The following is a 21,077-nucleotide window of genomic DNA, read 5'->3' as shown; positions in this document are numbered from 1 at the left end:
TAAGACAGGGCGCTGCGTGTATGATAAAATGAGCATACAATTATTAGAAAGCGTGGCATGAAAATGGCGGAAAATCTAAATTTGTTTGACATAAATAAGCTATTTATTTTAGGTCGACCTATTGTAACAATTTTTCATAATACAACGAATATGTACTCCATTGTTCGTGTCAAAATACAAGAAACAAACCTTCAGTATGATGAAAAAGAAATTATTGTCGTAGGCTATTTTCCGAAGTTAGTAGACGATGAACTCTATCGATTCACCGGACAAATGAAAAGTCATCCGAAATACGGGATGCAATTTCAAATTGAAACTTTTGAAAAAGAAGTACCGACAACAGAGCAAGGCATTGTCCATTATTTATCAAGCGACTTATTTTCAGGGGTAGGCCGGAAAACGGCAGAAATAATTGTTGAAAAGTTGGGTATGGATGCGTTAACCAAAATATTAGAAGATCCATATGCACTTGATGCGGTTCCTCGTTTATCTGCTGAAAAGAAGTTGCTCATTCGTCAAACAATCGAAGAAAATTTAGGGTTAGAGAGGGTAATGGTTCGCCTCAATGAGTGGGGATTTGGACCACAGCTTGGTATGAAAATATATCAGGCTTATCGGGAAGAAACCTTAAGTTTATTAACAGAAAATCCTTACCGGCTTATTGAAGAAGTAGAAGGGGTCGGTTTTATTCGTGCCGATGAACTTGGTGCGAAGCTAGGGATAACGGGAAATCACCCGGACCGTATAAAAGCGGCTATATTTCATGTACTGACAAATGCAGCATTATCAGAAGGTCATGTCTACTTGGATGCAGAAATGGTTCTTCCAATGGTTAAAGAAATGCTTGAGCAAAGTCAGCGTATTGAAATTCCATACGAGGCAATTTCGAAGGCAGCAATTGAAATGCGGGAAGAATCAAAAATTTGCGGTGAAGAAACTCGTATGTATTTACCTTCTCTGTATTTTAGTGAAGTCGGCATTGCCAGCAAGATAAATGAGCTCAAAGAAAAAAATAAAAAAGCAGAGAATTTTTCGCGTGATGAAATTCGTAAAGCAATTGGTGATATTGAAGAACAGTATGATGTGACATATGCACCTACGCAAGCACTGGCTATTGAAACCGCTCTAAACTCTGCCGTTATGATTTTAACAGGTGGTCCAGGTACAGGGAAAACGACCGTTGTGCGTGGTTTAGTCGAAGTTTATGCAGAACTTCATGGATTATCATTGAATCCAAAAACTTATGCGGAAAAAGAAGAGCCATTTCCTATTGTCCTGGCAGCACCAACTGGTCGGGCAGCAAAAAGGTTAGCCGAATCAACAGGTTTACCAGCGATGACGATTCACCGCTTATTAGGATTTAATGGTCAGGAAAAGGATGAGGAAACGGAGCGTGAAGTTGTCGGTCGTCTTATTATTATTGATGAGATGTCAATGGTAGACACGTGGCTTGCCCATCAGTTGCTTAAAGCGCTTCATGAAGATGTACAGGTAGTATTTGTAGGCGATCAGGATCAATTGCCACCTGTAGGACCTGGACAAGTATTAAAGGATTTGCTTGCATCCAAACAAATTCCAACAGTGGAATTAACCGATATTTACCGGCAGGCAGAGGGGTCTACGATTATTGAAATGGCTCATCAGATTAAGAAGGGGACCGTTCCGGAAACATTAACAGCCAAAACTACGGACCGCTCGTTCATACAAGCCGGAACAGCACAAGTGACAAGTGTTGTTACACAAATTGTGAAAGGTGCTCTTGCTAAAGGGCAGGCAATCCGTGACATTCAAGTACTTGCTCCAATGTATAAAGGTCCGGCTGGTATTGATAGTTTGAACAAAGAAATACAACAGCTCGTTAATCCGAATGACGGAACACGAAAGGAAATTGTTTTTGGGGATACAATATACCGAATCGGTGATAAAGTACTCCAGCTTGTCAATCAGCCGGATAATAATGTATTTAATGGTGACATGGGTGAAGTGATTTCCATTATTCGGGCAAAGGAAACAGTGGAAAAGCAGGATTTATTAATCGTAAGTTATGATGGAATTGAAGTTACCTATCAACGTGCGGATTTAAATCAAATTACTTTGGCCTATTGCTGTTCAATTCATAAATCCCAAGGTTCGGAATTTCAAACTGTTATTATGCCGGTAGTTCGCAGCTACTCTAAAATGCTACGTAGAAATTTACTGTATACCGGAATAACACGCGCAAAAAACTTTTTAATTTTATGTGGCGAGCCGGATGTATTAGCGAATGGGTTAGCCAAAAATGATGATTTAACACGACTAACAACATTAAAGGCTCGACTTGATCCTGAAATTACAGAAATACAGGAAGTAAATGAAATACCGGAAAAAGAGGTAAAAACAGAAGGAATTAGTGAAAAAAAACAATCAAAAACATCTTCTGAACAGTTAGGTCTATTAAATACTACCTCCTCACATAAAATCGGAGAATCATTACCGAATCATTTAACAGTGGAAACTGCACCGTATATTCATCCATTAATAGGCATGAATGACATTTCTCCATATGATTTTAATGAATAATAAAATCAGCTATTTTTTTCATTTCTGAATGAAAATAGCTGGTTTTTTGTTTTATTAAAGTTTTTTTGACTTCAAAATGCTTTATAAAATGTGGATTGTTTATCTTCATCGAAAAAGGGAAATGTTTTTAAAATATAATAAAAAGTTAAGGGAATTACGACATAACACTTTTAAGCATTAAAGTCGCAAAATATAAATGTCAGAAGTTTTTAAAGAAACTATTAATTAATAATATGTATGTGATTATGTTAGTATAATAAAAACTTATATGATGTCCGAAGTTTGATGTCAAATAATGTAAAATGAAAAGGTTTACAAAATTAAAGGAGAAGGTGCGCAAACATGGATTTCGTTTGGGGAATCATAGGTATTGTTGGAATCGTAGCGATTGCTATAGCATTGTCAAATAACCGTAAAGCAATTCAGTGGAGAATTATTATATCAGGTTTAATTGTACAACTAGTTTTCGCATTTATCGTATTAAAGTGGTCATATGGCCGTGAAAGATTAATGCAACTTTCTGAAGGGGTACAAAAGTTAATAAGTTATGCAAATGAAGGGATTTCCTTCGTATTTGGCGGATTAGCAGATCCGAATAATGTCGGATTTGTTTTTGCAATGAGTGTATTGACGATTATTATTTTCTTCTCTTCTTTAATCTCTGTTCTTTACTATCTAGGGATTATGCAATTTATCATTAAAATTATCGGTGGCTTTTTATCAAAAGTGTTAGGCACAACAAAAGCAGAATCAGTGAATGCTGCAGCAAATATTTTCGTTGGCCAAACTGAAGCACCGCTTGTTATTCGTCCATTTTTAAATAAAATGACAAAGTCACAAATGTTCGCTGTTATGACTGGTGGACTTGCATCGGTTTCAGGTTCTGTATTGATCGGTTATTCTTTATTAGGTGTTCCGCTAGAATACTTATTGGCGGCAAGCTTCATGGCTGCACCTGCAGGATTGATAATGGCAAAATTAATGATTCCTGAAACAGAAGAAATAAATGAAGATGACTTTAAATTAGAGCGTAACTCTGAAGCGACAAACGTTATTGATGCTGCTGCATCTGGTGCATCTGACGGTTTAAAATTGGCAGTAAACGTTGGGGCAATGTTATTAAGTTTCATCGCATTAATTGCCTTATTAAATGGTATTTTAGGTGGAATCACAGGATTATTCGGTTTTGAAAATGTAACACTTGAAGGAATTTTAGGATATGTATTTGCTCCGTTGGCATTTTTAATCGGTGTTCCTTGGGATGAAGCAGTTCGCGCCGGTTCATTTATTGGTCAAAAATTAATTTTAAATGAATTTGTAGCGTATTCTAACTTCGGTCCTGTGATTGGTGAATTTTCGGATAAGACAGCTATTATCATTTCATTTGCGCTATGCGGATTTGCTAATTTAAGCTCAATGGGTATTTTAATCGGTGGTTTAGGTGGTATGGCACCAGATAAACGACCAATGATTGCAAAGCTTGCGATTAAGGCAGTTGCTGCAGGTACGTTAGCGTCTCTATTATCAGCTGCTATTGCAGGTATGTTTATGTAAAATTGTTTAAAACATAAGAAGTTCTTGTATAGGAGACTGTGCTAAAAGTTAGTTTAGCACAGTCTTTTTTTAGTAAGTAATTTCGCTAGCAAGCTTTTCTAGTACTTGTCGATTTGTTAGGACATAACCCCGATCTTTCTTCGTTAAGTATCCTTCTTCGCAAAATTGTGCCAGAACAAATAATAAATGTCGGTATGATACCCCTAAATATTCGCATACCTCTGTATGTTTTTCTTTATAGAATTGTTTATCAGACGATAGTAAAATGAATGATGCCAGTCTATTTTCTAATGGATAAGCCTGGTTTTGAGTATATTTGGCTGTCATATCCATAGTTTTTTGACTTAAAAAAAGACAGAGCAATTTTAAAAATACCGGATCAGCTAATAATTTTTCTTTCACTTCACGGATGGAAATTGCAAAACAAATGGATGTTGTAACGGTCTGGATGCCTTTTGAGTAACGTTCTGCATTTAATAATTCCATTTCTCCCATAAATGTAGGAGATGTTATAAAATCAATTAGAGAAATTTTCCCGTTTTTATGTGTAACATATAATTTTGCTTTTCCTTCAATCATGTAATACAAATAGTCGGGAAAGGAATGCTCATGAAAAATATACTCCCCTTTATCAAATTCATAAACTTGTATAAAAGGATTAATATCAAATGAAAAATATTGAGAAATAGGGTATTGCTCAATATAAGGTTTAGTTTCTTCTAGTGATAACTTTCTCAAATTATAAAGCAACTCCTTAATATAAAATATGAGATATCTCACATTATTGTACAAATTGTCGTGCTATTATTCAACATTATAAGAATGGAAGAAGGCTATATTATTATGAACAATCAGCGTTGGCTGGCAAAGAATTTTTTTATGTTCTTTATTACGTGGGGTATATTTTTGCCTTATTGGACAGGCTGGCTTATTAATGACAAAGGTTTAACCGTTTCAGATGCGAGTATTATTATGGGGTTTGGTTTAGTTGCACGAGCGATCTCGACAATCCTTATTTTCCCGTATGTTTCAAAAATAATGAGCAATAAAAATGTACTCATATTCTTCACAGTGGCGTCTTTAGTAACTGCACTACTTTATGTACCAATCGATTCTTTTGTAGGCTTATTCATCATGACGATGCTTTTTAGTGCATTGTATCCTGCATTATTACCTGCAGTGGAAAGTAGCGCAGCGACATTAATGCAGCAAGGTGGAATTCATTATGGAAAGGCGCGTTCACTAGGGTCATTTGGCTATGTAGTTGCTGTATTAATTATTAGTATGATTACGGGAATATACGGCGAGCAAATGATTTTATGGGCGATGATTTTCGGTTTAACTGCATTATTAGCAATTCAACTCATGCCTGCTCCTAATGTATTGAGTTTAGCTCCCCCTAAAGAAACTGGGAAAACATTATCGATGAGAGGGCTTTTTGATGTAAAAAGTTTCATCGTCGTATTATTTGTAGTGATCTTACTTCAAGGAGCTCATGCCTCTTACTATAACTATGGATATATATATTTACAGGAGTTAAATGTAAATCCTTTTTATATTGGAATGATATTGAATGTAGCCGTATTATTTGAAATTATTTATTTTTTAAAGGCGGATACATTTTTAACGAAATGGAAGCCTTCTTCGTTAATGTTACTGGCAGCGATTGGTTCGACTGTTCGTTGGATTCTGATATACGCTTTTCCAAATATGCCAATGTTTATTGTGTCACAGGCACTCCATGCATTGTCCTTTGCAATGGCGCATTACGCATTTATCCGCTACATTTCTCAAGCCTTACCGAAAGAACAAATTCCGAATGCACAGGGGATTTATTCTGCGCTTGCAATGAGTTTAAGTGCTGCGATCTTAACGCTTTTAGGTGGAGCTCTGTATGAAGTTGAACCTAGTTTGGCATTTTTAGGAATGGTTATTTGTACAGTACCAGCTATTGTATTGATACTATTGACGAAAAATCGTTTTAATTATTAAGGAATGCGGATTGACAGCACGTAGTCAATTTTTTATAATGAAGAACATATATTAATGAAAACGATGATGGAACAAGTACGTATTGGACTTCGTGAGCAGAAAGAGATTTCTTGGCTGAAAAAATCTCCGCGAAAATTACGGAAAGCTACTCCAGAGTGCAGCTAATACCTGCCGTATGCTTACGTTATAAGCACTTGAGATATAATGCTTTATGCATTATAAATTAGGGTGGTACCACGAGATAACAGTCTTCGTCCCTTTACCGGGATGAAGGCTTTTTTTGTGCCCAATTCATCGTACCTCAAAAACATTACAGGAGGATATAATTATGACTACAAAAACAATGACAGGTTCTGAAATTCGTCGTCTATATCTTGATTTCTTTAAAGAAAAAGGACATCATATTGAACCATCCGCACCATTAGTGCCAATTAATGACCCATCACTTTTATGGATCAACTCGGGAGTTGCGACATTAAAGCCGTATTTTGACGGACGTATTATTCCGGATAACCCACGTATTACAAATGCACAAAAATCAATTCGTACAAATGATATCGAGAACGTAGGGAAAACAGCACGTCACCATACTTTCTTTGAAATGCTGGGGAATTTCTCAATCGGGGATTACTTTAAAAAAGAATCAATTCATTACGCTTGGGAATTTTTAACGGACGAAAAATGGATGGGCTTTGATCCAGAAAAGTTATCAGTAACTATTCACCCGGAAGACCAGGAAGCTTATGATGTATGGCACAACGAAATCGGTATTCCGAAAGAGCGTTTAATTCGTTTGGAAGGAAACTTCTGGGATATCGGAGAAGGTCCATCTGGTCCGAACTCAGAAATCTTCTATGATCGTGGGGAAGCGTATGGTTTTGGGGCACCTCCAGAAGAAATGTATACAGGTGGGGAAAATGAGCGATATTTAGAAGTGTGGAATTTAGTGTTTTCTCAATTCAATCACAATCCTGACGGAACATATACGCCACTGCCGAAGCAAAATATTGATACAGGTATGGGTCTAGAACGTATCGTTTCTGTTGTACAAAATGTACCAACGAACTTTGATACAGATTTATTCATGCCAATCATTGAAAAAACGGAAAGCTTTGCTAACCGCTCATACAAACGCCCGCACGAAGTTGACTTAAAAGAAATCTTCGGTTCAGCAGAAGATATTAATACACCATTCAAAGTAATTGCTGACCATATCCGTACAGTAGCATTTGCAATCGGTGATGGAGCATTGCCATCAAACGAAGGACGAGGCTATGTATTACGTCGTTTATTACGTCGAGCAGTTCGTTATGCGAAAAAAATCGGTATTGAAAAGCCGTTTATGTTTGAATTAGTTCCGACTGTAGGGGAGATTATGCAAGATTTCTATCCACAAGTAAAAGAAAAGGAAGCATTTATTCAACGTGTTATTAAAAACGAAGAAGTTCGCTTCCATGAAACACTTGATGGTGGTCTGGCAATCTTTAACGAAGTAGTGGAGAGCCAAAAAGCAAAAGGTGAAACTGTAATTCCTGGGCCGGATGCATTCCGTCTTTACGATACATTCGGTTTCCCAATCGAATTAACGGAAGAATATGCAGAAGAAGTTGGCATGACAGTTGATCATGATGGTTTCGAAGCTTCTATGGAACAACAACGTAATCGAGCTCGTAACGCGCGTGCAGATGTTGATTCTATGCAAGTGCAAAACGAAGTACTTTCAAACTTAAAACAGCAATCAACATTTATTTATGATGCATTAAAAGCTTCAGCAAAAATTGCTGCGATTGTTGTAAATGGTCAAGAAACGACAACGGCTAATGAAGGTGAAGAGGCATTAATTATTCTTTCTGAAACACCATTCTATGCTGAAATGGGTGGTCAAATTGCTGATACTGGAGTTATTGAAGCAGACGGATTTACTGCCATTGTTAAAGATGTTCAAAAGGCGCCAAACGGTCAACCGTTACACACTGTTGTTGTGGAATCAGGTGAAATGAATGTTGGGGATGAGGCTACTGCGAAAGTAGATGAATCAAAACGTAAATTAATCCTTAAAAACCATACAGCAACACACTTAATGCACCGTGCCTTAAAGGATGTATTAGGTGACCATGTAGCACAAGCAGGCTCTTACGTTGGACCTGACCGTTTACGTTTTGACTTCTCTCACTTCGGTGCAACAACGAAAGAGGAACTTGCACAAGTAGAGCGTGCAGTAAATGAAAAAATTTGGGAAGACATCGAAGTTGTAATTCAGGAGATGGATATCGATTCTGCAAAAGCAATGGGCGCAATGGCTCTATTCGGTGAAAAATATGGTGATGTTGTACGTGTAGTAGCTGTTTCGGATTATTCGATTGAACTTTGCGGTGGACTGCATGTAAGTCGTTCTTCGGAAATTGGTATCTTCAAAATTGTTTCTGAAGGTGGTATCGGTGCAGGTACTCGTCGAATTGAAGCTGTAACAGGTAAAGCGGCGTATGAAGCAATCAAAGAAGAAGAAGCTATTTTAAATGAAGCAGCAGCTCTATTAAAAGCAAATCCAAAAGATGTTTCAACACGTGTAGCAGGTCTACAGGCAGACTTTAAACAATTACAACGTGAAAATGAATCATTATCACAAAAAATTGCCAATGCACAAGCGGGCGCAGTATTGGATGCAGCACAAAAAATCGGTGACGTAACAGTACTTGCAACAAAAGTGGATGCAAAAGATAATAATCAATTGCGTCAAATGATGGATGACTTAAAAGAAAAAATGCAGGCAGCTGTAATTGTACTAGGTGCAGTAGATGGCGATAAAGTAATGCTATGTGCAGGTGTAACGAAAGATATCGTAGGTGGTAACTACCATGCAGGTAACATTGTAAAGGATGTTGCTGAAGCATGTGGCGGTAAAGGTGGCGGTCGTCCTGATATGGCGATGGCTGGTGCTAAAGATGCTTCAAAATTAGAAGAAGCGTTAAATGGAGTCTATGAAAAAGTAAAATCTTTCTAAACATCTAAAATTTACTACTAGCATATTTGAAGTGCTTGCGGGAATAAGTTATAATGATAAAAATGGAGATGGGCTTCTATGCTCCATCTCCTTATTGCTGAAAGCGAGGTGCTGGTCTTGAGTTCTTTCGATAAAACGATGAAATTTAGTTTTCCAGAGGAATCTATGGAACAAGAAGTAAAGCAAGTGATGCTGAAGGTGTATACGGCTTTAGAGGAAAAAGGGTATAATCCAACAAACCAAATTGTAGGGTATTTATTATCTGGTGACCCGGCATACATCCCTCGCCACCAGGACGCACGTAATTTAATCCGCAAGCTGGAGCGCGATGAAATTTTAGAGGAGCTCGTAAAGTTTTATATTAGAAGGAATGCTGAGGCAGAAAAATGAAGATTATGGGTTTAGACGTCGGCTCGAAAACAGTCGGCGTTGCAATTAGTGATGCGTTCGGTTGGACAGCGCAAGGAATCGAAACAATAAAAATTGATGAAGCAGCAGGCAAGTTTGGGATTGAACGTATTAACGAACTTGTAAAGGCACACAATGTTACTGAATTCGTTGTGGGCTATCCAAAAAACATGAATAATACTATCGGTCCGCGTGGGGAAGCTTCTGAGAACTATAAAAAGTTATTGGAAGATACTTTCGGTTTTCCTGTCAAACTGTGGGATGAGCGTATGACGACGATGGCTGCTGAACGCATGCTTATTGAAGCGGATGTTAGCCGAAAAAAACGCAAGCAAGTAATTGATAAAATGGCTGCGGTCATGATTTTACAAGGTTATTTAGACAGTAAAAACTAAACGCTCTATTCAATCAAGGCAATTAGTTTGAGCTTTTCTAACAATGTTGCTTTTGTTAGGGCTTATTTGTATTTAAATGCAATGGCTTTATGTATAATATACGAAGCAACAACCGGCAATACTTAAATTTAATGAAGAGGTGACTTTCATGTCAGAACAACAAAACAATATTACTGTAGTCGATGAAAACGGCAATGAACAACTTTGCGAAATTTTACACACTTTTGATTCGGAAGAATTCGGTAAATCATACGTGTTATATTCTTTAGTAGGGGCAGAAGAAGATGAAGATGGAGCTGTAGAAATCTTTGCATCTGCATTCGTACCTGCTGAAAATGGTGAAGATGGCGAATTAACGCCTATCGAAACTGAAGCAGAATGGGATTTAATCGAAGAAGTATTAAACCAAATTGAAGACGAATTAGGCGAAGAAGAATAATTCATTCGATATTATAAAAAAACAGAGTGGGTGACGAGCCTTCTCTGTTTTATTATTTAGGAGGAAATTTAATGGAAGAAAATATTTTTATTTTACAAACAGAAGATGGCGGGGAGCAACAATGCCGCGTTATATTCAATTTTGATTCAGATGAACATTCATATGTACTGTTTACGCTAGTTGGTGATGAAGAGGCTGGTATTTCAGCATTGCGTTATGTTTTGGATGCAAATGGCGAGATGGGCGGCTTCTCTGATATTGAAACAGAAGAAGAGTGGGCGATGGTAGAAGAAGTAATGAATACCGTAATGGCTGAGTTTGGTGCGGATCAAACAAATTACTTCACAATTACGAATGATGATGATGAAGAAATTATGTGCCAAATTTTACATCGCTTCGAAAATGACGGGAAAAATTATTTATTTTACGCTACTTTAGAAGACGGTGAACCACAGCTGGAAGAAGTATTCGCTTCTGCGTACATTCCTGGTGAAAATGGTGAAGTAGAAGATCTTTTACCAATCGAAACCGATGCTGAGTGGGCAATGGTCGAGCAAGTTTTAAACTCATTATCACAAAATTAATCCAAAACCTAACTGACGTTATTCGTTAGTTAGGTTTTTTTATAGTGCTGTTAGTTTATTAATATATTTCGAAAAAGAACATTTTACTCTTTAAAACGTCGCTAATAAAATACAAAACATGCAACATTCATTGTTCATTATTGTATCGGAAGTGAAATTTATGTATCATATGAAAGAGAAAAAGGGGGGACTCCCGTGCTAGATGAAAATTCAAAAAAGGAAATGTTCAATAAGATGAATGAGCGTAAAGGAGAAGTTAAAACTGTGCGAAAAATTGTAGGAATCATCGCACTTGTCGTTCTCATCATTATCGCGATTGCAGGATACTCAGGTTATAACTATGTTACATCCGCATTAGAACCAATGGATCCAGAATCAAATAAGGAAATTGAAGTTGAAATTCCAATGGGTTCCGGGATTACTTTGATTTCAAGCATTCTAGAAGAAAAGGGAATCATTAAAGATGCGAGGATTTTTAAATATTATACAAAATTTAAAAATGAATCTGCATTCCAGGCTGGTGACTATTCTTTAACACAATCAATGACATTGGATGAAATTATTGAAAGCTTGAAAACGGGTAGAGTATATAGAGAGCCGGTATTTACAATGACGGTTCCAGAAGGATTGACACTTGAGCAGGTTGCAGGCGTCATACAGAAAAATACACCCCATAAAGCAGAAGATTTCATGAAAAAAGTTACGGACGTTGCTTATGTAGAGCAGTTAATGACTGAATATCCAGATTTATTAACAGAAAATATTTTAAATGAAAATATTCGCCATGCATTGGAAGGTTATTTATATCCTGCAACATATCCGTTTTATGAAGAAAATCCATCGATTGAAGAAATTGTAAATACAATGCTCACTTCGATGAACACAATTGTTTCGGAATATACACCGATTTTGGAAGAACGTGAAATGACAGTGCACGAATTGTTGACTTTTGCATCATTACTTGAAGAAGAGGCAACAGCGCAAACTGACCGTGAAACAATCGCTAGTGTATTTTACAACCGTATGGATATTGATATGCCATTACAAACCGATCCGACTGTTTTATATGCTTTAGGTTCACATAAGGATCGTGTGTTGTATGAAGATTTAGAAGTGGACAACCCGTATAATACGTACCAGAATGTAGGATTACCTCCTGGACCGATAGCGGGGGCGGGGAAAACATCTATTGAAGCGGCTTTAAATCCTTCACAAACCGATTATTTATACTTCCTGGCAGATAAAGAAGGTACGAATCACTTTGCAAAATCATATGATGAGCACTTGGCAAATATTGAGAAGTATTTGCGTTAATTGATTCATCACCATAAGTTGAGGAAGTCAAAATTAAAAAAATAAGATTTTCTAATGAAGTGCGTTCTGTTGTGCTACGGGGCAAACGCGTTGAAGCAAGTGTTTTTGAAGCGCGCGTCCGTTGTACTACGTTCTTGATTAGGTGTTTTTTACTTCACTTTATAACGAGAGCATAATTTTGGAATTGGTGGGCCTCTCAAACGGTAATAAAGGCAGTGTTATAGACACGTATCACGTGGGTTTATCGCGGCCTTACCGTAGCCCACCAATCAACTAAGTGAAAATTTATTAGAAAAACACCCCCATGTTATGGTGAAGAGTCCGTTAATTAGAAGAAAAGTAATCGAATGGCTTCTGAATTCCTTCTAATGATGGTTTTTAGAAAAGATTGTTCGCATTCCTTTTCTTTTCATGCTATTATAAGTTGTGATTTTTTGTCCTTATATAACAATTTTGTAGGCGCAAACATCTTCGTTTCGTCTTTTTTCTTATGGATATAAGATATGCGTAAACAACCAGGTAAAGGGAGAATGAAGAATGGAATTATCAGACGCTTATATTGCTTCCTTCATTTCTGAGCGTGATGAGTTATTAGTAGAAATGGAAAACTTCGCAAAACAACATCATGTCCCAATTATGCAGCTTGCCGGAATTGAATCATTGAATCAAATATTGCGTATTCAAAAACCGAAAGCTATTTTGGAAATTGGTACGGCCATTGGCTATTCTGCACTGCGAATGGCGAAAGCATTGCCTGATTGTCAGATTGTGACAATTGAACGGGATGAATCACGCGTTCAATATGCTAAAGAGTTCATTGCAAGGTCAGAGGCGGCAAACCGTATACAAATAATTGAAGGTGATGCGTTAGAGGTAGATACGGAAATGCTTCCAACTACTTTTGATGCTGTTTTTATTGATGCGGCAAAAGGTCAGTACATGAAGTTTTTCGAGAAATACGCGCCACTCGTTCCATCGGGTGGGGTATTATATATCGATAATATGTACATGCATGGGCTTTCAAATTTAGATATAAAAGAAGTGCCTAGAAGAAAGAGAACAATGATTCGTAATTTAAAAACATTCTCAGATTGGATTATGTCGCACCCGGATTATACGAGCGCCTTTTTCCCAGTCGGTGATGGATTGTTAATTTGTTTGAAGAGGTGATTAGAGTGAATAAACCAGAATTATTACTTACTCCCCAATCCGTTGAGCATGTGGCTGCATTACTTGATGCAGGAGCAGATGCTTTCGTTATTGGTGAACAGAAATTTGGTCTGCGTTTGGCTGGAGAATTTACAGTAGCACAAGTGGAAGAAGCTACGAAATTAATCCATGCTGCAGATAAAAAAGTGTATGTAGCTGTCAATGCTTTATTTCATAATGACCGTTTAGATGCACTGGATGAATATTTAAAAGAAATGCAACGTATTGGCGTCGATGCACTCATCTTTGGTGATCCGGCGGTTATCGTAGCGGTACGTGAATTAGGTATTACTATTCCATTGCATTGGAACCCTGAAACGACAGCGACAAATTACTTCCAAGTGAATTATTGGGGCGAACGTGGCAGTAAGCGTGCTGTACTTGCCCGTGAACTTTCTGTTGATGAAGTCATTGAGATCAAAGAAAATACAAAACATGAAATTGAAGTGCAAGTGCACGGAATGACTTGTATGTTCCAATCAAAGCGTTCACTATTAGGGAACTATTTCTTATACCGTGATGAAGCGATGCAAATTGAAAATCGCAAAGAAAATAAAAATATGTTTTTACATGATAAAGAACGTAAAAATAAATACCCGATTTATGAAGATTTAAACGGGACACACATTTTCTCTCCAAATGATATGTGCATTATCGAAGAACTGAATGAATTATTTGAAGCAGGAATAGATTCATTGAAAATTGATGGTGTTCTCCAATCATTTGATTATGTTGTGACAGTGACAAATCTTTACCGTCAAGCAATCGATACGTACTTTGAACAAGGCGAAGATGCATATGACGATATTAAATCAGCCCTTTTTGAGCAAGTGGAAGCAATTCAGCCAGCGTTACGCCCACTGGATACTGGCTTCATCTTCAAAGAAACAGTTTACTAGGAAGGAGAACGAAGGCAACATGCTACAGTTAATTCAAAACGAAAAAATCCGTGAAACAATTAACGGAAAAACAGTCATTACGAAAAAGCCTGAGCTGCTTGCACCAGCAGGAAGCTTAGAAAAATTAAAAGTAGCCGTACATTACGGTGCAGATGCGGTATTTATCGGTGGTCAGGAATTCGGTTTACGTTCAAATGCGGGTAACTTCACAATCGAGGAAATGAAGGAAGGCGTTGAGTTCGCCAACAAATACGGCGCGGTTATTTACGTAACGACAAATATTTTTGCCCATAATGAAAATATGGACGGGCTGGAAGAATATTTACAAGCAATCGAGGGTGCCGGTGTTAAAGGGATTATCGTTGCAGATCCACTAATTATCGAAACTTGTAAAAAGGCAGCGCCAAGTTTAGAAATCCACTTGTCGACACAGCAATCTTTATCGAACTGGAAAGCTGTAAAGTACTGGAAAGACGAAGGTTTAGAACGAGTAGTTTTAGCACGTGAAGTAGGCGGGGAAGAAATGCGCAAAATGAAAGAGGAGGTAGACATTGAAATCGAGGCATTCGTGCACGGTGCAATGTGTATTGCCTATTCAGGACGCTGTACGCTTTCCAACCATATGACAGCACGTGACTCGAACCGAGGCGGTTGCTGTCAATCATGTCGTTGGGATTATGATTTATATGAGAACAATGACGGTGAAGAAGTGGCATTATTTAACGAAGGTGAAGCACCTTTCGCAATGAGTCCAAAAGATTTGAAGTTAATTGAATCTATCCCTCATATGATTGAACTGGGCATTGATTCGTTAAAAGTGGAAGGCCGTATGAAATCAATTCACTATGTAGCCACTGTAGTTTCCGTATACCGCAAAGTAATCGATGCCTACTGTGCTGACCCGGAAAATTTCAAGTTTGAAAAAGAGTGGCTAGAAGAGCTAGCACGCTGTGCAAACCGTGCAACAGCTTCATCATTCTTTGAAGGTGAACCAAGTTATAAACAGCAAATGTTCGGCTTCCATTCACATAAAATGAACTGGGACTTCGCAGGATTTGTAATGGATTATGATGCTGAAACACAAATGGTTACGCTGGAACAACGAAACTATTTCAAACCGGGAGATACGGTTGAATTTTTCGGTCCAAATATGGAAACATTCAAAATGACAGTTGGTCAAATATGGGATGAAGACGGCAATGAACTTGATGTTGCCCGACACCCACTGCAAATTGTAAAATTTAAAGTAGATCGCTCATTATCGCACTTTGATATGATGCGAAAGGAGAATAACTAAATGTCAAAGCGACCAGTTGTCATCGGGATCGCAGGTGGCTCATGCTCAGGTAAAACGAGTGTAACACGTGCAATATATGATGTTTTTAAAGATCGTTCGGTAGTTGTAATCGAACAGGATTATTACTATAAAGATCAAAGTCATATGACGTTTGAAGAGCGTCTAAATACAAACTATGATCACCCTCTTGCGTTTGATAATCAGTTATTAATCCAACATATTAATGAGCTATTGTCTTATCAGCCGGTAGAAAAGCCGGTGTATGACTATGTTCAACATACACGCTCGGCCGATGTAATACATGTAGAGCCAAGAGATGTTATAATAGTCGAAGGGATTCTTGTATTGGAAGATGAAAACTTACGCGATTTAATGGATATTAAATTATTCGTTGATACGGATTCGGACTTACGTATTATCCGCCGTATTCAGCGTGATATTAAAGAGCGTGGTCGTACAGCTGATTCTGTTATCGAACAATACTTAACAGCAGTTCGTCCAATGCATAATCTGTTTATCGAGCCAACGAAACGATATGCCGATGTTATCATTCCAGAAGGTGGAGATAACAACGTTGCTATTGACTTAATGGTTACGAAAATAAAAACAATTCTTGAAACGGATGCAAACTTGTAATATGATGATGTAGTATTTACAATATTTACATTTTACTTTATACAACTCTCATATTTTTAATTGGTGGATGTAAAAGTTAGTAAATGGCAATGTCACAGATTTTTTTAGAAAGTTATTCGAGTGAACTTGAATAAAATCTGGACGTAGTTTATGCCGAAACTTTATTGATTGATAAATAAGTATTCATGAAATTCGGCTGCTAGTATTTGCAGTGTAAATCTCTTCTAAAAGAAGTAATTTACACATACTGTAAACTAGTAGTCGGGTTTTCTGTTATTTATGAACGCTAATACAGAAGAGAAAAAACGTAGAAAAGTAAACGTTTTCAAGTTATTACTAAGGAGTGGGAATAATGTCAAATGAAAAACAATATCCAATGACACTTGAAGGAAAGCAAAAATTAGAAGATGAACTAAACACACTTAAAACAGTTAAGCGTCCGGAAGTTGTAGAGCGTATAAAAACAGCTCGTAGCTTTGGTGATTTATCGGAAAACTCGGAGTATGATTCAGCAAAAGAAGAGCAAGGCTTTGTGGAAGGACGAATTTCGTTAATCGAGCAAATGCTTCGCAATGCCGTAATTATTACAGAAGATGATTCATCAACTTCTATTTCCCTAGGGAAAACTGTTACATTCGATGAGTTAATTAACGGAAAGCGTGCTAATTTTGAAGAGTCATACACGATCGTTGGTTCTGCAGAGGCTGATCCGATGGAAGGTAAAATTTCAAATGATTCACCGATTGCAAAGGCGTTAATGGGAAAACATGTTGATGATGTAGTTAAATTAACTACACCAGGCGGAGATATGGAAGTTGTTATTTTAGAAGTAAAATAATTTCTTAGCAGTTAGCATTGAAATCGCTAGCTGCTTTTCTTTTGTGGCAATGAATGGAAGGTATGTAAGGAATTCCGGAAATGATTTTCTTTCGTATGTTTTTAGTGCACAATCTGTTTTTCTAATGCTAAAATAATCTTGCATAGGAGGAGATTGGTATGGAACGTAAACGGCGATTTCAAACACGACAACAGTATGCGGAACAAAAAGCAAAACAATCGAAATTTCAAAAAGCGGATAAAAGCCTAAACTACCTGATCGCAATTGTTGCTGTATTAATTGTTGCGACATTGATTTTTATTATTTCCAGGGATCCAGCACCTGATAATGAAGCACAGCAAGACGAGCCGCCAGCTAATTCGGTTGCAGATGGATCGGAAGTTGCAGAAGATGGACAAGTAGATGAAGATGGGCAAGTTGTTAAGGAAGAGGATGAAGATGCATCTAATGACGCGGACTCATTACCTGAAGAAACTGAGGATACAGTAAGTAATTCCAATAACCCAGCCGTACAAGAAGTAATTACAAATCCAAATTGGCCAGTGTATCCAACTGCACAAACAGGTGAACATGTATCCACATTCGAAAAAGGGCATATTGACTATGAGGAAAAGCTAAAGGCAATCTTCAGTGTAATTGAATTGGAGCAGGACAACAGTATAGTATTACGTGTAAATAATAACGGAAATGCTAAAAGTGCAATTGCTGTTGTGACATCAATGGATAAGGAACAAAAATATCGGGTAAGTATTGAATGGATTGACAATGAAGGATGGAAGCCTACTCAAGTGGAAGTGCTGAACACCCTAGAAGGAATTTAACTATATAATTTAAATAAATAGTTTTATTGGAGGAATTAACAAATGAAGATTGCAGTAATTGGCGCAATGGAGCAGGAAGTGGAATTATTACGAGGTGCTCTACAAAATACGAATACAGAAACAATTGCAAACAGTGAATACACAACAGGTACATACGAGGGAAAAGAAGTTATCCTGTTAAAAAGCGGTATTGGAAAAGTAAATGCAGCTATGTCAACAACGATTTTATTGGAGAAATTTAATCCGACGGTTGTAATTAATACAGGTTCTGCAGGTGGCTTTGATGCCGCTTTGAATGTAGGGGATATTGTCATTTCTGATGAAGTGCGCCATCATGATGTAGATGTAACTGCATTTGGTTATGAAATCGGTCAAATGGCGGGTATGCCGGCAGCGTATAAATCAGACGAAAGCTTAATGGAAGTCGCAAAAGAAGCTGTAAAAGAAGTAGGGGAACATCACTATAGTGTTGGTCTCATCTGTTCAGGCGATGTGTTTATGAGCAATCCTGAACGTGTTGAAGCAGTTCGGAAAGATTTTCCAACAATGAAAGCAGTGGAAATGGAAGCAGCTGCAGTAGCGCAAGTTTGCCATCAGTTCAACACCCCATTTGTTGTTATTCGTGCATTATCCGATATTGCTGGACAAGAATCGGGTATGTCATTTGATGAGTTTTTACCTGTTGCAGCAAAGCACTCGACAGAAGTAGTGTTAAATGCCATTACAAAATTATAAGTAATTAATCTACCGAGATATTTAAAAACTGCCTAATCGCTAATAAAGGATTAGGCAGTTTTAATTAGCGGTCAATAAAAATCAATGTTTTCGGTATTCCTATATATTCGTAGAAAAGAACTTATTCTTTTTCACTATGTTTAAATTGCTGGTAAAGCTTAATAAGCGCACGCTTTTCAATGCGGGAAACATAGCTGCGCGAGATATTGAGACGCTTTGCAATTTCTTTTTGAGTGTGCGGGTCAAAATTCTGTAAGCCATAGCGATAAGAGATAATCTCAAGCTCACGGGGGTCTAACGTATCCAAATAACGATACAGCTGTGCGAAATCTTCCCGTAACTCAATTTTTTCAACTGTTGAAGGTTCATCCAGCTGAAGTAAATCCCGTATTTGCAGCGACTGTCCATCTTTGTCGACTCCGATTGGTTCGAATAATGATACGTCTTTTTGCACTTTTTTCTGAGCTCGCAAATGCATTAAAATTTCATTTTCAATACAACGAGCTGCATAGGTAGCGAGGCGGGTCTTTTTTTCGGGTGTAAAACTGCTTACTGCCTTCATAAGACCTATCGTTCCAATGGAAATATAATCGTCCAGTAAGTCATGAGGGGGATGGAATTTCTTTACGACATGGGCAACTAAGCGCATATTACGTTCGATTAGTTCGACACGTGCATTTTCGTCGCCATTAATATAGCGATTAATGACTTCTTCTTCTTCCTCACGTGATAAAGGTTTATAAAACGTCTGCCCTTTTAAATAGCCCAATAGTGCGGGAAGCTCAAGCCAAAGTTGAAGCAATGCTGTCACAAAACCGCTCAAGCAATAAACATCCTTTCGTCTTTTCGACAGTATATGATAAATTTTGCGGAGAAATGAAAAAAAGTGTAAGAGCCAATTTTTGCTCTTACACTTTTTTTAATGTAAATGTACTTACCATCAGTAGTGCTAATACCGGGAATAAAATTAGGTAAAATGTTTCGGATAAAGAATTTGTAAAGAAATAAGAGAACGTGAGCAATGTACCTGCGGCTGTTATCGGTAACCCAACAAAGTATCCAGTCGAATCCATTACATTGAAACGTGCTAATCTTAATGCACCAGCTGCTATAAATAGCACCGGCATCATCATACCCGCAATCCCCGCATTCATTAATACCATTTCATACATTAACAAGGCTGGGGCAACACCGAAGGATATAATATCAGCCATGGAATCAAGCTGTTTTCCTAATTCTGATTCCTGGTTAAATTTGCGGGCAACTTTCCCATCATAACGATCTAAAAAAGCAGCAATAAAAATTAATAAAACACTGTAGCTATAGTATTCATTTAATGTTGCCATAATAGCGGCACCACCAAATGACATATTTGTAATTGTAATAATATTTGCAGCATTTGCTTTTATCTTTTTTAATGTTGAATCCACTTTTTGAAGTAAAAACATTGGTAAAACACTCCCTTGCGCATCGGCTATACTCTATTATACTTCTTCTTTAGAAAAAAAGGTAATAGTTTAATTCTGCATAATACCTTTCCTTGAGCGCCTATACATTATATAATTTATCTTTATTCCATATTTATTATAAATGGGAGGACACAGAATGAAGGAAAAATTATACCGCAATTTGATAGAACTATCAAACGGTAAGCTCTCTTCGAAAGTATTACAACATGTTGCTCAATCACGTATAAGTAAAAATTTTATTCGTAGTTATAGTGATATATACGGAATTAATATACAGGAAGTTTCAAAATCGCCAAAAGATTTTACAAGTTTACATGATTTTTTTGTTCGTGAGCTGAAAGGTGAGGTTCGCCCTGTAGATATACGGACAAATACATTTGCAAGTCCTGTTGATGCGAAATTGGAGGCATTTGGCGATATTACGGATGGTATGATGTTTTCAGTTAAAAATAAGCCGTATTCATTAGTCGATTTATTGGGAAATGAAACACAGGCTACAAGGTATAGTAAAGGCAAATATATTGTCTTTTATTTAAGCCCTGCAGATTATCATCGTATTCATAGTCCAATTGATGGTGTCATTAAGCGTCAATACATTTTGGGGAAGAAATCCTATCCAGTAAATCAAATGGGCTTACAATATGGGAAAAAACCAATCAGTCATAATTATCGTATGATAAGTGAAATTAACTATGAAAAAGATTTTTGTACAGCCTTTATTAAAGTAGGCGCAACATTTGTGAATTCCATTAAACTTACAAACAATTCAACACAGTGGAAAAAAGGGGAAGAAGTCGGCTATTTTTCTTTCGGATCGACAGTTGTTATGCTATTTGAACAGAATGCGGTTGAATTTACTGAGAATGTTACTATCGGTGCGAAGATAAAAATGGGAGAAGCATTTGCTACTATGTTATAATGAGTAAA

The 21,077-nt window shown here is 37.3% G+C and carries 20 protein-coding genes and 1 other annotated feature; of the genes, 17 read left to right on the top strand and 3 right to left on the bottom strand.

Translation table 11 applies throughout. The features are described 5' to 3' along the window. Positions 1-63 precede the first annotated feature (63 nt). Together recD2 and H9635_RS10965 are read left to right on the top strand one after the other, a co-directional pair. On the top strand, positions 64-2,559 hold the full coding sequence (gene recD2 / locus H9635_RS10970) for an SF1B family DNA helicase RecD2 (protein WP_191700326.1): 2,496 nt from the start codon (positions 64-66) through the stop codon (positions 2,557-2,559). Positions 2,560-2,901: 342 nt separating this feature from the next. Further along, positions 2,902-4,113, top strand: coding sequence for a NupC/NupG family nucleoside CNT transporter (locus H9635_RS10965; RefSeq protein ID WP_191700325.1), 1,212 nt, complete (start codon positions 2,902-2,904; stop codon positions 4,111-4,113). A 69-nt stretch (positions 4,114-4,182) separates the two neighbouring features. Here H9635_RS10965 and yeiL read toward each other — a convergent pair whose 3' ends face one another. Beyond that, positions 4,183-4,851, bottom strand: coding sequence for a transcriptional regulator YeiL (gene yeiL, locus H9635_RS10960; protein WP_191700324.1), 669 nt, complete (start codon positions 4,849-4,851; stop codon positions 4,183-4,185). 105 nt (positions 4,852-4,956) lie between these two features. Between yeiL and H9635_RS10955 the strand changes: the two genes are divergently transcribed. The 14 genes from H9635_RS10955 (at position 4,957) to mtnN (ending at position 18,681) form a co-directional block, all read left to right on the top strand. Further along, positions 4,957-6,105 (top strand): MFS transporter, encoded by a 1,149-nt coding sequence (locus tag H9635_RS10955; protein WP_191700323.1) that lies wholly within the window; start codon positions 4,957-4,959, stop codon positions 6,103-6,105. A gap of 54 nt (positions 6,106-6,159) precedes the next feature. Continuing rightward, positions 6,160-6,367, top strand: a binding site (T-box leader). A gap of 66 nt (positions 6,368-6,433) precedes the next feature. Beyond that, on the top strand, positions 6,434-9,106 hold the full coding sequence (alaS, locus tag H9635_RS10950) for an alanine--tRNA ligase (protein WP_225231252.1): 2,673 nt from the start codon (positions 6,434-6,436) through the stop codon (positions 9,104-9,106). 117 nt (positions 9,107-9,223) lie between these two features. Next, positions 9,224-9,496 carry an IreB family regulatory phosphoprotein gene (locus H9635_RS10945; RefSeq protein WP_191700322.1) on the top strand — a complete coding sequence of 91 codons (273 nt, stop codon included), beginning with the start codon at positions 9,224-9,226 and terminating at the stop codon, positions 9,494-9,496. After that, on the top strand, positions 9,493-9,909 hold the full coding sequence (gene ruvX / locus H9635_RS10940) for a Holliday junction resolvase RuvX (RefSeq protein WP_191700321.1): 417 nt from the start codon (positions 9,493-9,495) through the stop codon (positions 9,907-9,909). The genes H9635_RS10945 and ruvX overlap by 4 nt, the downstream gene beginning before the upstream one ends. 148 nt (positions 9,910-10,057) lie before the next feature. Further along, positions 10,058-10,348, top strand: a complete 291-nt coding sequence (locus H9635_RS10935) for a DUF1292 domain-containing protein (protein ID WP_191700320.1) — start codon at positions 10,058-10,060, stop codon at positions 10,346-10,348. A 71-nt stretch (positions 10,349-10,419) separates the two neighbouring features. Next, the gene (locus H9635_RS10930) at positions 10,420-10,932 is read left to right on the top strand and encodes a DUF1292 domain-containing protein (protein WP_191700319.1); all 513 of its coding nucleotides are present in this window, start codon (positions 10,420-10,422) and stop codon (positions 10,930-10,932) included. 222 nt (positions 10,933-11,154) lie between these two features. After that, complete coding sequence (gene mltG / locus H9635_RS10925) at positions 11,155-12,246, top strand: endolytic transglycosylase MltG (RefSeq protein WP_191700460.1); 1,092 nt, start codon at positions 11,155-11,157, stop codon at positions 12,244-12,246. Between the two features lie 537 nt (positions 12,247-12,783). After that, entirely contained in the window at positions 12,784-13,416 is a 633-nt protein-coding gene (locus tag H9635_RS10920; RefSeq protein WP_191700318.1) for an O-methyltransferase, read from the top strand. A 5-nt stretch (positions 13,417-13,421) separates the two neighbouring features. Further along, the gene (locus H9635_RS10915; RefSeq protein WP_191700317.1) at positions 13,422-14,354 is read left to right on the top strand and encodes a peptidase U32 family protein; all 933 of its coding nucleotides are present in this window, start codon (positions 13,422-13,424) and stop codon (positions 14,352-14,354) included. Between the two features lie 19 nt (positions 14,355-14,373). Continuing rightward, positions 14,374-15,651 (top strand): peptidase U32 family protein, encoded by a 1,278-nt coding sequence (locus tag H9635_RS10910; RefSeq protein ID WP_191700316.1) that lies wholly within the window; start codon positions 14,374-14,376, stop codon positions 15,649-15,651. Next, the gene (gene udk / locus H9635_RS10905) at positions 15,652-16,287 is read left to right on the top strand and encodes a uridine kinase (protein WP_191700315.1); all 636 of its coding nucleotides are present in this window, start codon (positions 15,652-15,654) and stop codon (positions 16,285-16,287) included. It begins immediately after the preceding gene. Between the two features lie 352 nt (positions 16,288-16,639). Then, positions 16,640-17,125 carry a transcription elongation factor GreA gene (gene greA, locus H9635_RS10900; RefSeq protein ID WP_191700314.1) on the top strand — a complete coding sequence of 162 codons (486 nt, stop codon included), beginning with the start codon at positions 16,640-16,642 and terminating at the stop codon, positions 17,123-17,125. Between the two features lie 158 nt (positions 17,126-17,283). Continuing rightward, on the top strand, positions 17,284-17,946 hold the full coding sequence (locus H9635_RS10895; RefSeq protein WP_191700313.1) for a YrrS family protein: 663 nt from the start codon (positions 17,284-17,286) through the stop codon (positions 17,944-17,946). Between the two features lie 42 nt (positions 17,947-17,988). Then, a complete protein-coding gene (gene mtnN / locus H9635_RS10890; protein WP_191700312.1) occupies positions 17,989-18,681 on the top strand; it encodes a 5'-methylthioadenosine/S-adenosylhomocysteine nucleosidase in 693 nt (230 codons plus the stop codon). A 121-nt stretch (positions 18,682-18,802) separates the two neighbouring features. On the opposite strand, the gene sigK is transcribed toward mtnN, so the two are convergent. After that, positions 18,803-19,504, bottom strand: coding sequence for an RNA polymerase sporulation sigma factor SigK (gene sigK / locus H9635_RS10885; protein WP_191700311.1), 702 nt, complete (start codon positions 19,502-19,504; stop codon positions 18,803-18,805). Between the two features lie 85 nt (positions 19,505-19,589). After that, complete coding sequence (gene pssA, locus H9635_RS10880) at positions 19,590-20,129, bottom strand: CDP-diacylglycerol--serine O-phosphatidyltransferase (RefSeq protein WP_191700310.1); 540 nt, start codon at positions 20,127-20,129, stop codon at positions 19,590-19,592. Positions 20,130-20,286: 157 nt separating this feature from the next. Here pssA and H9635_RS10875 point away from each other — a divergent pair, with 157 nt between their 5' ends. Then, positions 20,287-21,069 carry a phosphatidylserine decarboxylase gene (locus H9635_RS10875; RefSeq protein WP_191700309.1) on the top strand — a complete coding sequence of 261 codons (783 nt, stop codon included), beginning with the start codon at positions 20,287-20,289 and terminating at the stop codon, positions 21,067-21,069. The last annotated feature ends 8 nt before the right edge of the window (positions 21,070-21,077 follow it).

It is taken from the genome of Solibacillus faecavium (assembly GCF_014836905.1).
In the GTDB taxonomy this organism is placed as follows: Bacteria; Bacillota; Bacilli; order Bacillales_A; family Planococcaceae; genus Solibacillus; species Solibacillus faecavium.
This window is presented reverse-complemented; position numbering and strand designations above follow the sequence as displayed.